Consider the following 13,807-nt stretch of genomic DNA (forward strand, 5'->3'; position numbering starts at 1 on the left):
CGATGCCCGTCCCGGTCATCATCGACTGCGACCCCGGCCACGACGACGTCTTCGCGCTCTGGCTCGCCGCCGGCAACCCCGCCGTCACGCTCCTCGGCGTCACGACGGTCGGCGGGAACGGCCGCCTCGACCACACCACGACCAACGCTCGCATCGCCCTCACCGTGGCGGGCGTCGAGGGCGTGCCGGTGGCCGCCGGTGCGGACGAACCGCTGCAGCGCGAGCTCACACCGGCGACCTGGATCCACGGCGACAACGCGCTCGGCGGTCCCGTGCTGCCAGAGCCCACCGTCCCGCTCGACCCGCGCGGCGCCGTCGAGCTGATCTCCGACCTGCTCGAAGCCTCGCCGGAGCCGGTGACGCTGATCCCGACGGGCCCGCTGACCAACATCGCGACGTTCCTCCAGCGCCGCCCCGACCTGCGCGGCAGGATCGCGGAGATCATCTGGATGGGCGGCTCGACGGGCCGCGGCAACGTCGGCGCCTACCCCGAGTTCAACGCCTGGGTCGACCCCGAGGCCGCCGACCTGGTCTTCAAGTCGGGCCTGCCGCTCACCATGGTCGGGCTGAACGTGTCGCACCAGGCCCTGGTCACCGAGCAGGTGATCGAGTCGATTCAGCGGATCGGCAACGAGACCAGCGCGTTCGGCGTCGAGCTGCTGCGCTTCTTCTGCGGCGCCTACGACGTGGCCGAAGGCATGCCGGAGGCACCGCTGCACGACCCGATCACCGTGGCCATCGCGATCGACCGGGCCGTGACGACGGTCCGGCGCTGCCACGTCGACATCGAGACGAAGGGCGAGTTCACGTCCGGTGCCACGGCGGTCGACCTGCACGACATGCTCGGCAAGGAACCGAACGCGGACGTCGCGCTCACGCTGGACGTGCCGAGGTTCTGGCAGCTGGTGCGCGAGGCCGTGGCGACCCTCCGCTGATCAGGACGACCGGTAGGTGAGCAGTCCCTCGACACCGGCGACGAACGTGGCACCGACCTCAGCGGAGTCGGTCAGGCACCCCGCCGCCATCGCCCCGTCGCGCAGCATCATGAAGTGCCTGCCCGCTGACGTGGCCGACGGCTCGTCGATCTGCGCGAACAGGTCGCTGACGGTGCTCAGGAACCACTCGCGGTGCTCCAGCACGGTCTGCAGCACCGGGTGCGCCCGGTCCGGGTACTCCGCGGCGGCGTTGAGGAAGGCGCAGCCCCGGAAACCGGGCGACCCGATCCCGGCGGCGATCGACGCGGCGACGGCCCGCAGGACGTCGGACGCGGACTCACCGCTCGCCAGTGCCTGCGCGAACTGGTCGCGCTCCATCCCGGCGACCGTCTGGAGGTAGGCGACGACCAGCTCGTCCTTGCCGGCGAAGTGCCGGTACAGCGTCGCGCGGGTCACCTTCGCCTCGGCGACGATGCGGTCGATCCCGACGGAGTGCAGACCCTCCGCGTAGAAGATCTGGGACGCCGTCGTGAGCAGGCGCGTCCGCGCCTCGGAGACCTGGCCTCGACCGTTGTTCACCATCACGCCCACAGTAGCAGAAAGAACGATCAGTACACACTAGGCGACGACATCGCGGTGCCTGGCCAGGCCGCGGACCAGCGCGACGAACGAGGCGCTCTGCGACCCGTAGGAGATGCCGTCGAAGCTGTTCGCCACCGATAACCCGTCCGTGAGCGCCCGCCCGAGCACGGCCAGCTCCTGGACCAGCTTCTCGCCGGCCTCGTCCCCGTCGGGCGCGAACACCGGCGTCAACGCGTCCACCCACGACGCGTGGGCGAAGTCGCGGATCCGCCGCACGGTCCCCTGCACGGCCTCGGCGTCCTTCTGCGGCCCGACACCGATCGCGACCAGCAGCTGGAGGTAGTCCGGCCGTTCGTCGAGCGACTCGCACGCCGCCGAGAACCACGCCTCCAGCCGTTCGAGCGGCGGCAGGTGGTCGAACGCGGACGGGCTGGGGAACAGCGTGTGCAGCTCCTCGAACGTGCGCTCCAGCAGGGCCGCGAGCACGCCGAGCTTGTTGCCGAAGTGGTAGTAGATCGAGCTCGCCGGCAGCCCGGACTTCGCGCACAGGTCCGAGACGGCCATGCCGTCGTAGCCCTTCTCGCCGACCAGGGCACGTGCCGCGGTCAGGATGACGTCGCGGCTGTTCAGGCCGGCGGCGGTCGGCGCGGAGCCGGGTTGCCTCACCATGGCCCCGATTCTAGATCCGTTGCGGGGCCGAGCCGGGCGGCCGAGGCGGGTGTCGACCTGCCTGCTCGGCGCCGGGGCTGATCAAGCGGATGCCGTGACCGGTCCCGCTTCGCTTGCCGGGTCTGGCTCCTCACCCTCCCGAGTTGTAGAGTGAGCGTTACATACAACCCCTGGGACGGCACAGTGACGAGCACAGTGGATGTCGGAGACGCGGAGCTGGCCTACACCGACACCGGGTCCGGCCACCCGGTCGTCTGGCTGCACGGGTCCGGGCCGGGCGCCACCGGCCTGAGCAACTTCGGCGGGAACCTGCCCGCCTTCGCCGACCACCGGAACGTGGTGGTCGACCTGCCGGGCTGGGGGCGGTCGCCGAGGCCCGCGACCGACGAGCCGTTGATCTTCCACGCCGCGGACCGGGTCGTGCGCGCGATGGACGCTCTCGGGGTCGAGCGCGCGCACTTGGTCGGCAACTCCTACGGCGGTGCCGTGGCGATGCGGATCGCCATGAAGTACCCGGAGCGCGTGGAACGTCTTGTGCTCATGGCGCCGGGAGGTGTTCTTCCGCCCGACGCACCGCCGTGGCCTGTAGGGCTTGAACACCTCTTCGGTTACATGGCAGCGGAAAAGCCGTCACGGGACGCCATGGCGCAGTTCGTCCGTCTCATGGTCTACGACGAGAGTCTGGCGACCGAGGAGCTGATCGACGAGCGCTACGAGTCGAGCCTGCGGGCCCACCCCGAGCTGCCGATCCCCCCGAACTTCGGCGACCTGACGCCGGACCTCCGCCTCATCGGCGCGCCGACGTTGCTCGTCTGGGGGCGGGACGACCAGACCGTGCCGCTGAGCTGGGCGCCGCGGATCCTGCACGGCATCGCCGACGCGGAGCTCCGCGTGCTGCCGAACTGCCGGCACTGGGTGCAGTACGAGCGCGCGCCCGAGTTCAACCACATCGTTCGCGAGTTCCTGCGAGGCGGTCCGGCCGCCGCGGAGAGGTGACCATGGGCATCAGGAAGCTGGGGTACGTCGGGCTCAACGTGACCGACGTCGACGCGTGGGCCGACCTCCTCCTGCGCACGCTGGGAGTCGGTGTCACCCAGGCAGGCGACGCCGTGCTCGCCGAGATGGACGAGTTCCGGTACCGGCTGGCGCTGTACGCGTCCGCTGAGGACAGTCCGCGGGAGATCGGCTGGATCGTCGACTCGCCCGCCGAGCTGGACCGGCTCACCCAGCGGCTCACCGACGCCGGCCACGCGGTCAAGGACGGGACCGAGGAAGAACGGGACCTGCGCGGCGCCACCCACCTGCGCTGGTTCACCGACCCGGTCGGCTACCGCGTCGAGCTGGCGATCGGCCAGACCAAGGCGCGCGTGGCGGCCGACCGCCCGGCGGGCGGACCCGGCACCACCGGCCTCGGGCACCTCGTCCTGGCCAGCCCGAAGCTCGCCGAGCTGCGCGAGCTCTACGAGTCGGTGCTCGGGTTCGAGCTGACCGACTACCGCTCCCCCGGCCTGTTCTTCCTGCGCTGCAACTCGACCCACCACAGCATCGCGCTGGGCACCGCGGACACCCCGTCGATCCACCACCTGGAGTTCGAGCACGCCTCGATCGACGACGTCGGCCGGGCTCTCGACCGTGCGCTGGCCAACGACGTGCCGATCTCCATCAGCCTCGGCCGGCACATGAACGACAAGGCGATCTCCTTCTACGTCAGGAACCCCAGCGGGTTCCACCTGGAGATCGGTTGCGGCGGCATCGAGATCGGCGACGACTGGGTGCCGCACGACTTCGGGCAGGCCAGCGTGTGGGGCCACCACCACGCCGACGCGAACCCGTTCGCGGCACAGGCTTGAGCGTGGTTCTCAGGCCTCGGCGGCCTTCTTGATCGAGGCGCCTTCGGTCTCCACGTAGCGCCTGGTCAGCGACTTCGTCATCAGCCAGCCCAGGCCGGACAACGGGCCGGCGATCCTCAGGCCGAGGACGAGCCGGCTCCCGTCCGGGTGCGGCTCGACGACGTGCTCGCCGGTGATCGTGACGCCCGGCGACTTCGACACCCAGGTGAACGACCGGCCGTCGGTGAGTTCGGTGACCGTCCACACCGCCTCGGACAGCCTCGGCTGCTTCAGGCGGGTGCGGGAGCCGACGGCCAGCGGTCCGTCGTCGAGTCGCTCGGCCTCGTCGACCGTGGGGATGCGCTCCGGCCAGCGGGCGACGTCGGAGACCACCGCCCAGACGCGGTCGGGCGGTGCCGCGATGACGACTTCGTGCTGCAGTCCGGGCATGCCCCGATTCTAGAACCGCCGCGCGATCTCCTCGCTCGCCTCGGCCGCGATGTCCCGGGCGGCCTGCCGGGGTGAGGGCTGGTCGATGATCCGCTGCGTGAGACGGCGCATGGTCGTGCCGATCTTCTCGAACGCCGACTCCGCGGTGACATCGATGTCACCGAACAGCGTCCACCACCACCAGGAGTTCGTGGCGGAGCTCGCGACGACGTCGGGGATGACCAGCGCGCCGACCTCGGCCTCCGCCTCGTCCGTGATGGGCATGTTGGCGGCCTCGACGATCAGCTTCGCCCTGACCCGGTGCGCGTTGTCCGCGTGGATCGCGTAGCTGGTGGCCGCGGGGACGAGCACGTCCGCCTCGACGTCGAGCCAGCTCTCGCCGTCGAGCACCTGGTCCTCGGCGCGGAGCTCGGTCCTGTCGATACCACCGCGCTGATCCCGCGACAGCAGAAGGGTTTCCACGTCGAGACCGGCCGGGTTGGCGACGACACCGTGCACGTCCGCGAGCCCGACGACCGTGACGCCGTTGCGTGCGAGGTACCGCGCCGTGGCGCCGCCTATCGAGCCGAAGCCCTGCACGAACGCGGTGGGGTTCTCCAGTCCGAGGTGCTCGATGCCCGCCAGTGCCGCCTGCGCGGCACCGTAACCACCGACCAGCTCGTCGAGGCCCACACCGTCCACAACGACCTGGAACGCGTCCGCGAGTCGTTGGCGCGCCTCGTCTTCGTCGTCCAGCAGCGGGAACACGGCCTGGATGGACGACTGCAGCCCGATCTTGGAGATGACGGCGTCGATCGTGGACTGCCGCAGCCCCAGGTCCTCCCCCATCGTCCAGAACCGTTCGACGTACGGTGCCATCGCGTACAGGTAGCTGGTGAGGACTTCCTCCGCCCGCGGGTCGTACGGGTCGAAGTCGATGCCGCCCTTGGCACCCCCGAGCGGCACGTACCGCGCGCCGGGGTCGTAGTTGAGCGCTTCCTTGGCGGTCATGCCCTTCGCAAGCCCGCGAACCTCGTCGATCGTGCACCCCGCGCGCATTCTCAACCCACCACTGCTGACTCCGCGCACCAGCCGGTCGATGACGAGGTAGCCCCTGGCGTGCGTCGCCGGGTCCGTCCAGGTGACTTCGAGGTAGCTCACCTGCACCAGGCTAGCGGGCCATCTGGACCAGGAACTCGGCGTTGGACCGGGTCTTGCGCAGCCCTTCGAGCAGCACGTCGACGTCGCGGTCGGCCATCGCCCTGCGCACCGCGTCGGTGATCGCGAGCTCCTGCGGCGAGACCAGCAGCTCGGCCTTGCGGGTGCTGGACTGGTGCAGGTCGACGGCGGGGAAGATACGGCGCTGGGCGGCCTTGCGGTCGAGCTTCAGCTCGGCGTTGCCGGTGCTCTTGAGCTCCTCGAAGATCACCGTGTCGGCCGTCGACCCGGTCTCCACGAGCGCGGTGGCGAAGATCGTGAGGCTGCCACCCTCCTCGATGTTGCGGGCCGCACCGAGGAACTTCTTGGGCGGCGTCAACGCACCGGCGTCGATGCCACCGCTGAGGATGCGGCCACCGTTGGGCGCGGCGAGGTTGTACGCCCGGCCGAGCCGTGTGAGCGAGTCGAGCAGCACCACCACGTCCTGCCCGTCCTCGACGAGCCGCTTGGCCCGCTCCACGGCCAGTTCCGCGGCCGCGATGTGGTCCCTCGGGTGCTCGTCGAAGGTGGAGGCGAACATCTCGCCGGGAATGCTCGACCGCATGTCCGTGACCTCCTCCGGCCGCTCCCCCACGAGCGCGACGATGAGGTGGACGTCGGGGTCGTTCTTGGCGATCGCCTGCGCGATCTGTTGCAGCACCATGGTCTTGCCGGCCTTGGGCGGCGCGACGACGAGCGCCCGCTGCCCCTTGCCGACCGGCATGACGAGGTCGATCGTGCGGCTGGTGAGCTCGTCGGGGTCGTGCTCGAGCCGCAGCCTCTCGTTGGGGTAGAGCGGCGTGAGCTCCTCGAACCTCGGCCGCCGGTGGGGCTTGCGCCCGTTGACGGTGTCGACGCCGACGAGCTTGCCGTCGTGCGCCTCACCGCTGATCTGGTCGCCGCGGCGCAGGTCGTGCTGCCGGACGAGGTTCGACGGCACCTGCGGCCCGTCGACCAGGAATGCCTTGTTGTTGCGCACGTCGAGTACACCGATGTTCATCAGGTCTGTCCTTTCAGGAGGGTTGCTTGGGGGTGCGCTTCATCGACTCCGCGCGTTGTCGCGAAGGAGAGCGCTGGTCGATGTCCCTGGGAGGGCATCGGATCTACGGGTCCGCCGACGTGAGATGCCGGGGGTCGTCGCTGCGGAGTTCGGAATGGTCCAGCAGCTGGATCGGAACTTACGTGCGCTGGGCGCACTGCCGGTATGGGACGACTGTAACAGAGAACGTCAAGCCCCCGCTTGTTATTCCGCGCACTTCGTCCACGACAGCCGGAACGTGCTGCTCACGCCAGCGGCGTGTCCGTCACGTGCCAGTTGTCGCTCATCGGCCCCCTGCCTCCTCACGTCACCGCGGGAGAACCCACCGGCGTGGGCAAGGGGCTGGGCGCCACCTCGACCGCGGGGATGACCAGCGCGTCCACCGCGAGCACCCCGTCCGGCCCCACCCGCACCGGGTTCAGCTCCACCTCCGCGAGGTCCGGCCGCGCCGCGATCATCTCCGAGATCCGCACGATCACCTCGGCCAGCGCCGCCACGTCCGGTGCCGGTGCGCCGCGCCAGCCCGACAGCAGCGGGGCGCAGACGAGCCGGGCGAGCATGTCGTGCGCGGTGGCGGTGTCCACCGGTGCCAGCTCGACCGCCGTGTCGTTGAACAGCTCGGCGTGGATGCCGCCGGCGCCCACCAGCACCACCGGGCCGAACGAGTGGTCGTGGCGGGCGCCGATGATCAGTTCCACGGCGCCGGGGCGGGTGTCCATCTCTTCCAGCACGTAGGTGCCCGCGCCGAACGTGGCGTGCAGGTCCTCGAAGGCCGGGACGGGGTCGGACACGTTGATCCGCACGCCGCCCTGCTCGCTCTTGTGCGCCAGCCAGTCGACCTTGAGTGCGTACGGGCCGGTCAGGGGCGTCGATCTGACGTCGGCGACGCTGGTGACGGCGTGGGCTCGGGGGAAGCGGACGAAGCTCAGCACGTCGCGGGCGGCCAGGTAGCCCGGCCGGTAGGGCACGGCCGCCAGCGGAACCGTGCTGCCGACGGGTCTGGATCGTCTTTCGAGCGCGCCGAGGCGGGCCGCGTCGCCCAGCGCCGCCATCGCCCGTTCGATCGTGTGCTGCACGGGCACGCCGCCCGACCGCAACGTGCGCACGGCCGCCGAGTCCGGGCGCATGCTGTGCACCACGACGGCGACGCCGGTTTCCCTTGCCGCGGAACAGATCCGTGACGCCACGGCCACCTCGGCCGACTCCAGCGACGGGGTGTCCTCGCCGTAGCTGCCGAAGTAGCCGGACAGCACCACCGTGTCGACCTCTCCCCCGCGCGCGACCACCTCGACGGCACGCGCGTAGTTCGCGAGGTCCCGTTCCCCCGCGCCGGCCAGGTCGACGGGGTTGCGCCGCGACGCTCCTTCGGGCAGGCCGTCGAACGCGAACAGGGCCGGCACGGACAAGCCCGCCGAGAAGGCCAGATCCGCCGCGATCGCGCCCTGCCCACCGGAGTCCGAGATCACCCCGACCCGGCTCCCCCGCGGCGTCCCGCACGCCAGGACGGCGGCCACGTCCACCAGAGCAGCCGGCGTGGTGACCCGCAGCGCGCCCGCACGACGGCAGGCCGCGTCGACAACGTCCAAAGAGGACGTCAACGCGCCGGTGTGCGTCAGAGCCGCTTCCTGTGCGGCAGCGGAAGAACCGACGGTCAGCAACACCACCGGCTTGCCGGCGGCACGCAGCTCCGACATCGCCGCGACGATGCCGGGGCCGAAGCTCTCCAGGTAGACCCCGACGACCGTGGTCATGTCGTGCGACACCAGTTCCAGCAACGCTTCCGTCGCCGTCACGTCGGCCTGGTTGCCCACCGACACGAACCGCGACACGCCGAGCCCCGACGCCGCCGCGAGCCCGCCGATCTCCAGGCCCACCTGCCCGCTCTGCGACACCACGCCCAGCGAACCGGACTGGAACCGGCCCCAGGCGAGGTGCAGGGACGTCGCCGCGTCGTAGACGCCCAGGCAGTTCGGCCCGAGGATGCGCGCCCCGGCGTCGCGGATCCGGCGCACGACCGAGTCGTCGATCCCGGACGTGATGCCGACGAAGCCCCGCACGCCGACAGCCAGCGCCTCGTCCACCACCGCCGGCACGTGCGCTGCGGGCACGGCGAGCACCACCAGCTCGGGGGCTTCGGCCAGCTCCGACAGCGACCGCACCGTCGGTTCCGACAGGACCAGCCCGCCGCCGTGGTTCACGAGGTGCACCGTGCGGCGGTCACGTCCGACGAGGGCGCCGCGCGCGAGCCAGTGGCCCCACTTGGCGGGATCGTCGCTGGCGCCGACAACCGCGACGGACGCGGGATCCGAGAAGATCATCTGGCACCGAGACCACGGGAGATGACGAGCCGCTGGATGTCGGAGGTGCCTTCCTCGATCTCCTCGAGCTTGGCGTCGCGCATCCACCGCTCGACGGGGTAGTCGCGGGAGTACCCGTAGCCGCCCAGCGTCTGCACGGCGGCGTGCGTGCACCACATGGCGTTCTCCGACCCGACCAGCTTCGCCATCGCCGACTCCTGCGCCACCGCGTGCCCTTCGTCGTACAAGGTCGCCGCGCGCACCGTGAGCAGGTGCGCGGTGTCGACGCGGGTGGCCATGTCCGCGAGCCGGAACGCCACGGCCTGGTGCTGGATGATCGGCACGCCGAACTGCGTCCTGGTGCGCGCGTAGTCGTTCGCGAAGTCGAGCGCGGCGCGGGCGAGCCCGGTCGTGGCCGCGCCGATGAGGATGCGCGAGGCGTCGAACGTCCGCATGAGGCCGGTGAACCCCTGCCCCTCCGCACCGAGCCGGTTCGCGGCGGGCACGCGCACGTCGTCCAGGAACACCTCGGCGTTCACGATCGCGCGCTGCCCCATCTTGCGGAACGGCGGCCCAACGACGAGGCCCGGGGTGTCGCGCGGCACGACGAACGCCGTGACCCCCTTGGCGCGCTTGGCCGGGTCGACCGTCGCGAAGATGACGAAGTGCTCGGCATAGGGGGCGTTGGAGATCCACGTCTTCTGTCCGTTGAGGACGTACGAGTCACCGTCACGCCTCGCCGAGGTCTGGATGCCGGCGGCGTCCGACCCGGCGCCGGGCTCGGTCACGGCGACCGCGGTGATCGGCGGCACCGGGGACGTCAGCGGGCGGAGGAAGCGCTCCTGCTGTTCGGGGGTGCCGAGGTGCTCGACCGGGGCGCTGAAGAAGCCGTTGGACGTGACCAGGTTGCCGATGCCGATGTCGCCGTGGCACAGCTCCTGCTGGACGAGGACCTGGGTGAGCAGATCGGTGACGCCGCCACCGCCGAGCCTCTCGGGGAGCATGAAGCTCGTCAGCCCGAGCTTCGCGGCCTTCTCCCAGAGGTCGAGCGGCGACTCGGTGTCGGCCTCGTCGACGGCGCGCGCCCGCGGGCGGATCTCGTCGGCGGCGAACTCCCGGGCCAGCTCGACGCACTGCTGCTGCTCGGTCGTGAGCCGCAGGCCGTCGCGGACGGTCCGCCCCATCTTCCTCACTCCTAAATTGACTGATGAGTCAGTTATTCGCGGTCCACGGGGCAGCCTAGCTGCGTTTCAGCAGGCCGGAAGGTCGCGAACGGGTGATGGATCGGGGCCTGTAGGTGCGCTGTCAACGAGTCATACGGGGAGTTGCCCGGAGGTCACCCAACGGTGGGTTGACGCTCACCCCGCCAAGCGTGAGAGCGCGTCCACGGAGATCTTCGACAGGCGGCCGACAGCGTCCGGACACGAAGGATGCGCACCGTGATCGCCACCCGTGGCCACGACCACCCGCACGGAGCATCCCCCAAGATCCACCGCCCGCGAGCTCGGCCAGGATGACGCCATGAAGGACTGGCTGACCCGCTACCAAAGTGGCCAAAGAGACGTGGTGTGGCACGAGCTCCGTCTGCTCGGCCAGGCCGTCCGGGACCGCGCCGACGAAGCCCAGGCGGTGTGCGACGAGATGGCGAGGCGCGCCCGGCACAACGTCGACCTGATCGTCGAGCGGCTCACCGAGGACGGCTACCGCTTCCACGCGAACAACGACGACCAGACCCCGACGACGGCGCACACCCCGCCCACGGACCGGGCCGAGGACCACCTCGCCTGGATGTTGCGCACCTTCGGCGCCGTGCCCATGACGCTGCAGTCGTGGGTCAGGATCGTCGGCGACGTGTGGCTCGTGGGCACGCACCCGCGCTGGCCGGCGTCCGCCTCGGCCGACCCGCTGGTGATCGAGGTGGAGGGGTCGCGCTACGGCGGGGACCACCGCGGCTACCTCGAGGAGGAGTACGCGGCGTGGCAGGAGGAGCAGGAGGGCCTCTACGAGCTGCCCGTGGCCCCGGACCAGCTGCACAAGGAGAACACCAGCGGCGGTGCCCCGTACGGGATCGTCCTGCCGGACCCGTGCGCCGACGGGCTGTTCACCTGGGACGGCGGGCGGATGCCGTTCGTCTCCTACCTCAACCGGGTGTTCGGCGACGGCGGTTTTCCCTGCTTCACCGACGCGGACGGCGAGTGGGAGATCAAGCACCGGCTGGCGCAGGACCTGCTGCCGCTCTGACCCGCGACAGCGAACCGGGTCGGCCCCGTGCGCCGAGGCCGACCCTGGAGCGACGGCTCAGGACCGCAGGGCCGCGCGGACGATGTCCAGCGCCTCGTCCGAGCTCAGGCCCAGCTCCGCGGACATCGCCGCGTACTGGGCCGCCGCCGCGCGGACGCGCTCCCGGTTGTTGTCGCCATTCGCGCTCACCACGGTCCCCGCCCGGCCCCGTGTCTCGACGAGGCCGGCTTCCTCCAGCTCACGGTAGGCACGCGCCACCGTGTTGACCGCCAGGCCCAGGTCCTTCGCCAGGGCCCGCACTGTGGGCAGCTTGGCCCCCACCGGCAGGTCCCGGTTCGAGATGGCGTGCGCGTAATGCACCCGCACCTGCTCGTACGGGGGCAGGTCCCCCTGGTGGTCGATCTTCACTGCGTCCCCGTCCTCCCCGGCATGTCACTACCTCTGTGTTGACCAACGCAGGAGTGCCCGGGAGGTTGCGGTCGGAATCACCGGAGATTGGTCTGGTCCGCCCCCATCCGCACGTACAGCTTTCTCCAGCCCTGGTCGGCCTCCGACGCGGCTTTGCCGTCGCAGTACGGCTTCGTGCCGTTGGTGGTGTAGTAGCGCAGGATCGACAGCGAGACGACGGTGTCCCAGTCGCCCTCGTCGAAGTACTCCTCCCCCGGCGTCTGGTCCTGGTGCTTCATGCACGGGACGTCGGACTGCCGCTCGTCGTCGAACTGGGCGGTGGCCACGTCCCCCTGCGAGGTGCAGGCCGTCAGCGCGAGTGCCGCGAACACGAACACGATCAGCTTCTTCATCGTCGATCCCTCTCCTGAACCTTCGACTAGGCCGTGTTTTAGATGTGGCGTAGCCAGATGTTGATGGCTGCGATGTGGACGGTGGCCTGGTAGCGGACGGCGAGTTTGTCGTAGCGGGTGGCCACGGCCCGGTGCTGCTTGAGCAGACTGATGCCGCACTCGACGGCGTGACGCTGCTTGTAGATCTCCCGGTCGATCGTGGGTGGCCGTCCGCCGCGGGAGCCTTTGGCTTTGCGGTGGGCGGCCTGGTCGCGGGGCTGGTCGATGGTCGCCTTGATCCTGCGGCGTCGCAGGTAGGCGCGGTTGGCTTTCGAGCTGTATGCCTTGTCTGCCAGAACCCGATCCGGACGGGTCCTGGCGCGACCGGACCCCAGACGCGGCACCGAGATCTGCTCGATCACCGGCACGAACTGCGGGCTGTCACCCCGCTGTCCGGCGGTGATCAACAGCGACAACGGCCTGCGGCCCTGCTCGCAGGCCAGATGCAGCTTGCTGGTCCAGCCGCCGCGCGAGCGGCCCAGCCCGTGGTCGCCGGGCTCGGTCCCGCCGGCCGGAGTGTCGGGCGGTTCGACCTGCAGATCCCCCTTTTCCGTGCACCGGCGGCGTGCTGGTGCGCCCGCATGATCGTGGAATCGACCGACACGTCCCACACGATCAGCCCGGCGGCATCGGCACGGGCCTGCAAACCGGTCAGGATCGCCTGCCAGACTCCGGCCCGCTGCCAGCGGCGGAACAACCCGTACACGGTCTGCCAAGGCCCGTACTCAGGCGGGACGTCACGCCACGGAGCACCGACACGCACCCGCCACCGGATGCCGTCGATCAACTGCCTCTTGCTCCACTTCGGCGGGCGCCCCGGCTTGGCGCCGACGGGCAGCAGTGGCTGCAACACAGCCCACTGCGCGTCGGTCAGGTCGGCCCGCCCCGCTACCGCTACGCTGGCCACGAGGTCTCCGGTACTGCAGGTTTGCTTGGTCGCTAACCCACTTACCGGAGACCTCGCCACGTTCCGGCACCGACACGCCGCCGATCACCTCACCTTTGAAACACGGGCTAACCGGCCAGCGCCCGTGTGGCCAGGCCGACTCCGACGAGCATCACCAGCGCCGCGGTGCCCAGCGGCGAGAAGTCCGCGAGCCTGCGGAAACGGGCCAGGCGCGGACCGAGGCGGTCCCGCAGCGAGACCAGCAGCAGGCCGGCGGCGGTCAGCGTCGCGGCCATGCCGAGCCCGTAGGCCGCCACCAGCACGACGCCGAACCACGTGCGGCCCAGCGCGATCGCGCCCAGCAGCACGACGAGCGCGGACGGCGACGGCACCAGGCCGCCCGCGACCCCCATCCCGACGAGCCCCGCCCGGCGGTGCCCACGACCTTGACCGTGCCCATGCCCGTGGCCATGACCATGTCCGTGGCCGTGTTCCCCACGACCCCGGGACCGCACGGCCGAGCGGAGCAGCACCCCTCCGATCACCGCGACCAGCAGACCGCTCGCCACGCCGAGCCAGCGCAGCACCGACTCGCCCGCGACCGCGCTGGACGCGCTGAGCAGCAGCCCCAGCACCAGCACCCCCCGCCGTGTGGGTGAGGGTGACCGTGGCTCCCACGAGGAGTGCGTCACGGCGGGTTCCCCGCGACCCCGCCAGGTAGGCGGCCATCACGGTCTTGCCGTGGCCGGGCAGCGCGGCATGGGACGCGCCCAGCACCAGGGACAGCAGGACCGCGCCGATCCCGACCACCGGGGTGAGATCACCCACCAGGCCGACGGCCGCCTTCGTGGCCTCTCCCAGCGC

Annotated in this window: 13 protein-coding genes and 2 pseudogenes; 4 read left to right on the forward strand and 11 right to left on the reverse strand. The window is 70.7% G+C overall.

Annotated elements, in window-relative coordinates:
• Positions 1 to 2: 2 nt before the first annotated feature.
• Positions 3 to 935: a nucleoside hydrolase gene (locus ACFWV3_RS15040; RefSeq protein ID WP_382411724.1), complete on the forward strand. Its 933-nt coding sequence runs from the start codon at positions 3 to 5 to the stop codon at positions 933 to 935.
• On the opposite strand, the gene ACFWV3_RS15045 is transcribed toward ACFWV3_RS15040, so the two are convergent.
• A complete protein-coding gene (locus tag ACFWV3_RS15045) occupies positions 936 to 1,517 on the reverse strand; it encodes a TetR/AcrR family transcriptional regulator (RefSeq protein WP_382411725.1) in 582 nt (193 codons plus the stop codon).
• A gap of 36 nt (positions 1,518 to 1,553) precedes the next feature.
• Positions 1,554 to 2,186 (reverse strand): TetR/AcrR family transcriptional regulator, encoded by a 633-nt coding sequence (locus tag ACFWV3_RS15050; protein WP_382411727.1) that lies wholly within the window; start codon positions 2,184 to 2,186, stop codon positions 1,554 to 1,556.
• Positions 2,187 to 2,369: 183 nt separating this feature from the next.
• On the opposite strand from ACFWV3_RS15050, the gene ACFWV3_RS15055 reads away from it, so the two are divergent.
• Complete coding sequence (locus ACFWV3_RS15055; RefSeq protein WP_382411728.1) at positions 2,370 to 3,182, forward strand: alpha/beta fold hydrolase; 813 nt, start codon at positions 2,370 to 2,372, stop codon at positions 3,180 to 3,182.
• Positions 3,183 to 3,184: 2 nt separating this feature from the next.
• Positions 3,185 to 4,036, forward strand: coding sequence for a VOC family protein (locus ACFWV3_RS15060; protein WP_382411729.1), 852 nt, complete (start codon positions 3,185 to 3,187; stop codon positions 4,034 to 4,036).
• A 9-nt stretch (positions 4,037 to 4,045) separates the two neighbouring features.
• Here the strand turns inward: ACFWV3_RS15060 and ACFWV3_RS15065 are convergent, their stop codons facing one another.
• The 5 genes and pseudogenes from ACFWV3_RS15065 to ACFWV3_RS15085 all read right to left on the reverse strand — a co-directional run bounded on the left by ACFWV3_RS15065 (position 4,046) and on the right by ACFWV3_RS15085 (position 10,161).
• Entirely contained in the window at positions 4,046 to 4,465 is a 420-nt protein-coding gene (locus tag ACFWV3_RS15065) for an SRPBCC family protein (protein ID WP_382411730.1), read from the reverse strand.
• Between the two features lie 9 nt (positions 4,466 to 4,474).
• Positions 4,475 to 5,605 carry a Glu/Leu/Phe/Val dehydrogenase dimerization domain-containing protein gene (locus ACFWV3_RS15070; RefSeq protein ID WP_382411731.1) on the reverse strand — a complete coding sequence of 377 codons (1,131 nt, stop codon included), beginning with the start codon at positions 5,603 to 5,605 and terminating at the stop codon, positions 4,475 to 4,477.
• Between the two features lie 10 nt (positions 5,606 to 5,615).
• A pseudogene (gene rho / locus ACFWV3_RS15075) lies at positions 5,616 to 6,632 on the reverse strand (transcription termination factor Rho); the annotation flags it as partial.
• A gap of 350 nt (positions 6,633 to 6,982) precedes the next feature.
• Positions 6,983 to 8,998: an acetate--CoA ligase family protein gene (locus tag ACFWV3_RS15080; RefSeq protein ID WP_382411732.1), complete on the reverse strand. Its 2,016-nt coding sequence runs from the start codon at positions 8,996 to 8,998 to the stop codon at positions 6,983 to 6,985.
• The gene (locus ACFWV3_RS15085) at positions 8,995 to 10,161 is read right to left on the reverse strand and encodes an acyl-CoA dehydrogenase family protein (RefSeq protein WP_382411733.1); all 1,167 of its coding nucleotides are present in this window, start codon (positions 10,159 to 10,161) and stop codon (positions 8,995 to 8,997) included. The genes ACFWV3_RS15080 and ACFWV3_RS15085 overlap by 4 nt, the downstream gene beginning before the upstream one ends.
• A 337-nt stretch (positions 10,162 to 10,498) precedes the next feature.
• Between ACFWV3_RS15085 and ACFWV3_RS15090 the strand changes: the two genes are divergently transcribed.
• Positions 10,499 to 11,218: a hypothetical protein gene (locus tag ACFWV3_RS15090; RefSeq protein WP_382411734.1), complete on the forward strand. Its 720-nt coding sequence runs from the start codon at positions 10,499 to 10,501 to the stop codon at positions 11,216 to 11,218.
• Between the two features lie 57 nt (positions 11,219 to 11,275).
• Here ACFWV3_RS15090 and ACFWV3_RS15095 read toward each other — a convergent pair whose 3' ends face one another.
• The 4 genes and pseudogenes from ACFWV3_RS15095 to ACFWV3_RS15110 all read right to left on the reverse strand — a co-directional run bounded on the left by ACFWV3_RS15095 (position 11,276) and on the right by ACFWV3_RS15110 (position 13,584).
• Positions 11,276 to 11,626 (reverse strand): GntR family transcriptional regulator, encoded by a 351-nt coding sequence (locus ACFWV3_RS15095; RefSeq protein WP_382411735.1) that lies wholly within the window; start codon positions 11,624 to 11,626, stop codon positions 11,276 to 11,278.
• A 77-nt stretch (positions 11,627 to 11,703) separates the two neighbouring features.
• Positions 11,704 to 12,018 (reverse strand): membrane lipoprotein lipid attachment site-containing protein, encoded by a 315-nt coding sequence (locus tag ACFWV3_RS15100; protein WP_382411736.1) that lies wholly within the window; start codon positions 12,016 to 12,018, stop codon positions 11,704 to 11,706.
• A gap of 38 nt (positions 12,019 to 12,056) precedes the next feature.
• Positions 12,057 to 12,964, reverse strand: a pseudogene (locus ACFWV3_RS15105) (IS5 family transposase).
• Positions 12,965 to 13,071: 107 nt separating this feature from the next.
• Positions 13,072 to 13,584, reverse strand: coding sequence for a sulfite exporter TauE/SafE family protein (locus ACFWV3_RS15110; protein WP_382411737.1), 513 nt, complete (start codon positions 13,582 to 13,584; stop codon positions 13,072 to 13,074).
• Positions 13,585 to 13,807: the final 223 nt, after the last annotated feature.

The sequence above is a fragment of the Lentzea sp. NPDC059081 genome (genome assembly GCF_042738015.1).
Taxonomy (GTDB): Bacteria; Actinomycetota; Actinomycetes; order Mycobacteriales; family Pseudonocardiaceae; genus Lentzea.

Excerpts from the sequence above, each read along its gene's own strand:
- ACFWV3_RS15040 (WP_382411724.1), top strand. The coding sequence starts at position 3 with ATGCCCGTCCCGGTCATCATCGACTGCGACCCCGGCCACGACGACGTC.
- ACFWV3_RS15045 (WP_382411725.1), bottom strand. The coding sequence starts at position 1,517 with ATGGTGAACAACGGTCGAGGCCAGGTCTCCGAGGCGCGGACGCGCCTG.
- ACFWV3_RS15050 (WP_382411727.1), bottom strand. The coding sequence starts at position 2,186 with ATGGTGAGGCAACCCGGCTCCGCGCCGACCGCCGCCGGCCTGAACAGC.
- ACFWV3_RS15060 (WP_382411729.1), top strand. The coding sequence starts at position 3,185 with ATGGGCATCAGGAAGCTGGGGTACGTCGGGCTCAACGTGACCGACGTC.
- ACFWV3_RS15065 (WP_382411730.1), bottom strand. The coding sequence starts at position 4,465 with ATGCCCGGACTGCAGCACGAAGTCGTCATCGCGGCACCGCCCGACCGC.
- ACFWV3_RS15080 (WP_382411732.1), bottom strand. The coding sequence starts at position 8,998 with ATGATCTTCTCGGATCCCGCGTCCGTCGCGGTTGTCGGCGCCAGCGAC.
- ACFWV3_RS15085 (WP_382411733.1), bottom strand. The coding sequence starts at position 10,161 with ATGGGGCGGACCGTCCGCGACGGCCTGCGGCTCACGACCGAGCAGCAG.
- ACFWV3_RS15090 (WP_382411734.1), top strand. The coding sequence starts at position 10,499 with ATGAAGGACTGGCTGACCCGCTACCAAAGTGGCCAAAGAGACGTGGTG.
- ACFWV3_RS15100 (WP_382411736.1), bottom strand. The coding sequence starts at position 12,018 with ATGAAGAAGCTGATCGTGTTCGTGTTCGCGGCACTCGCGCTGACGGCC.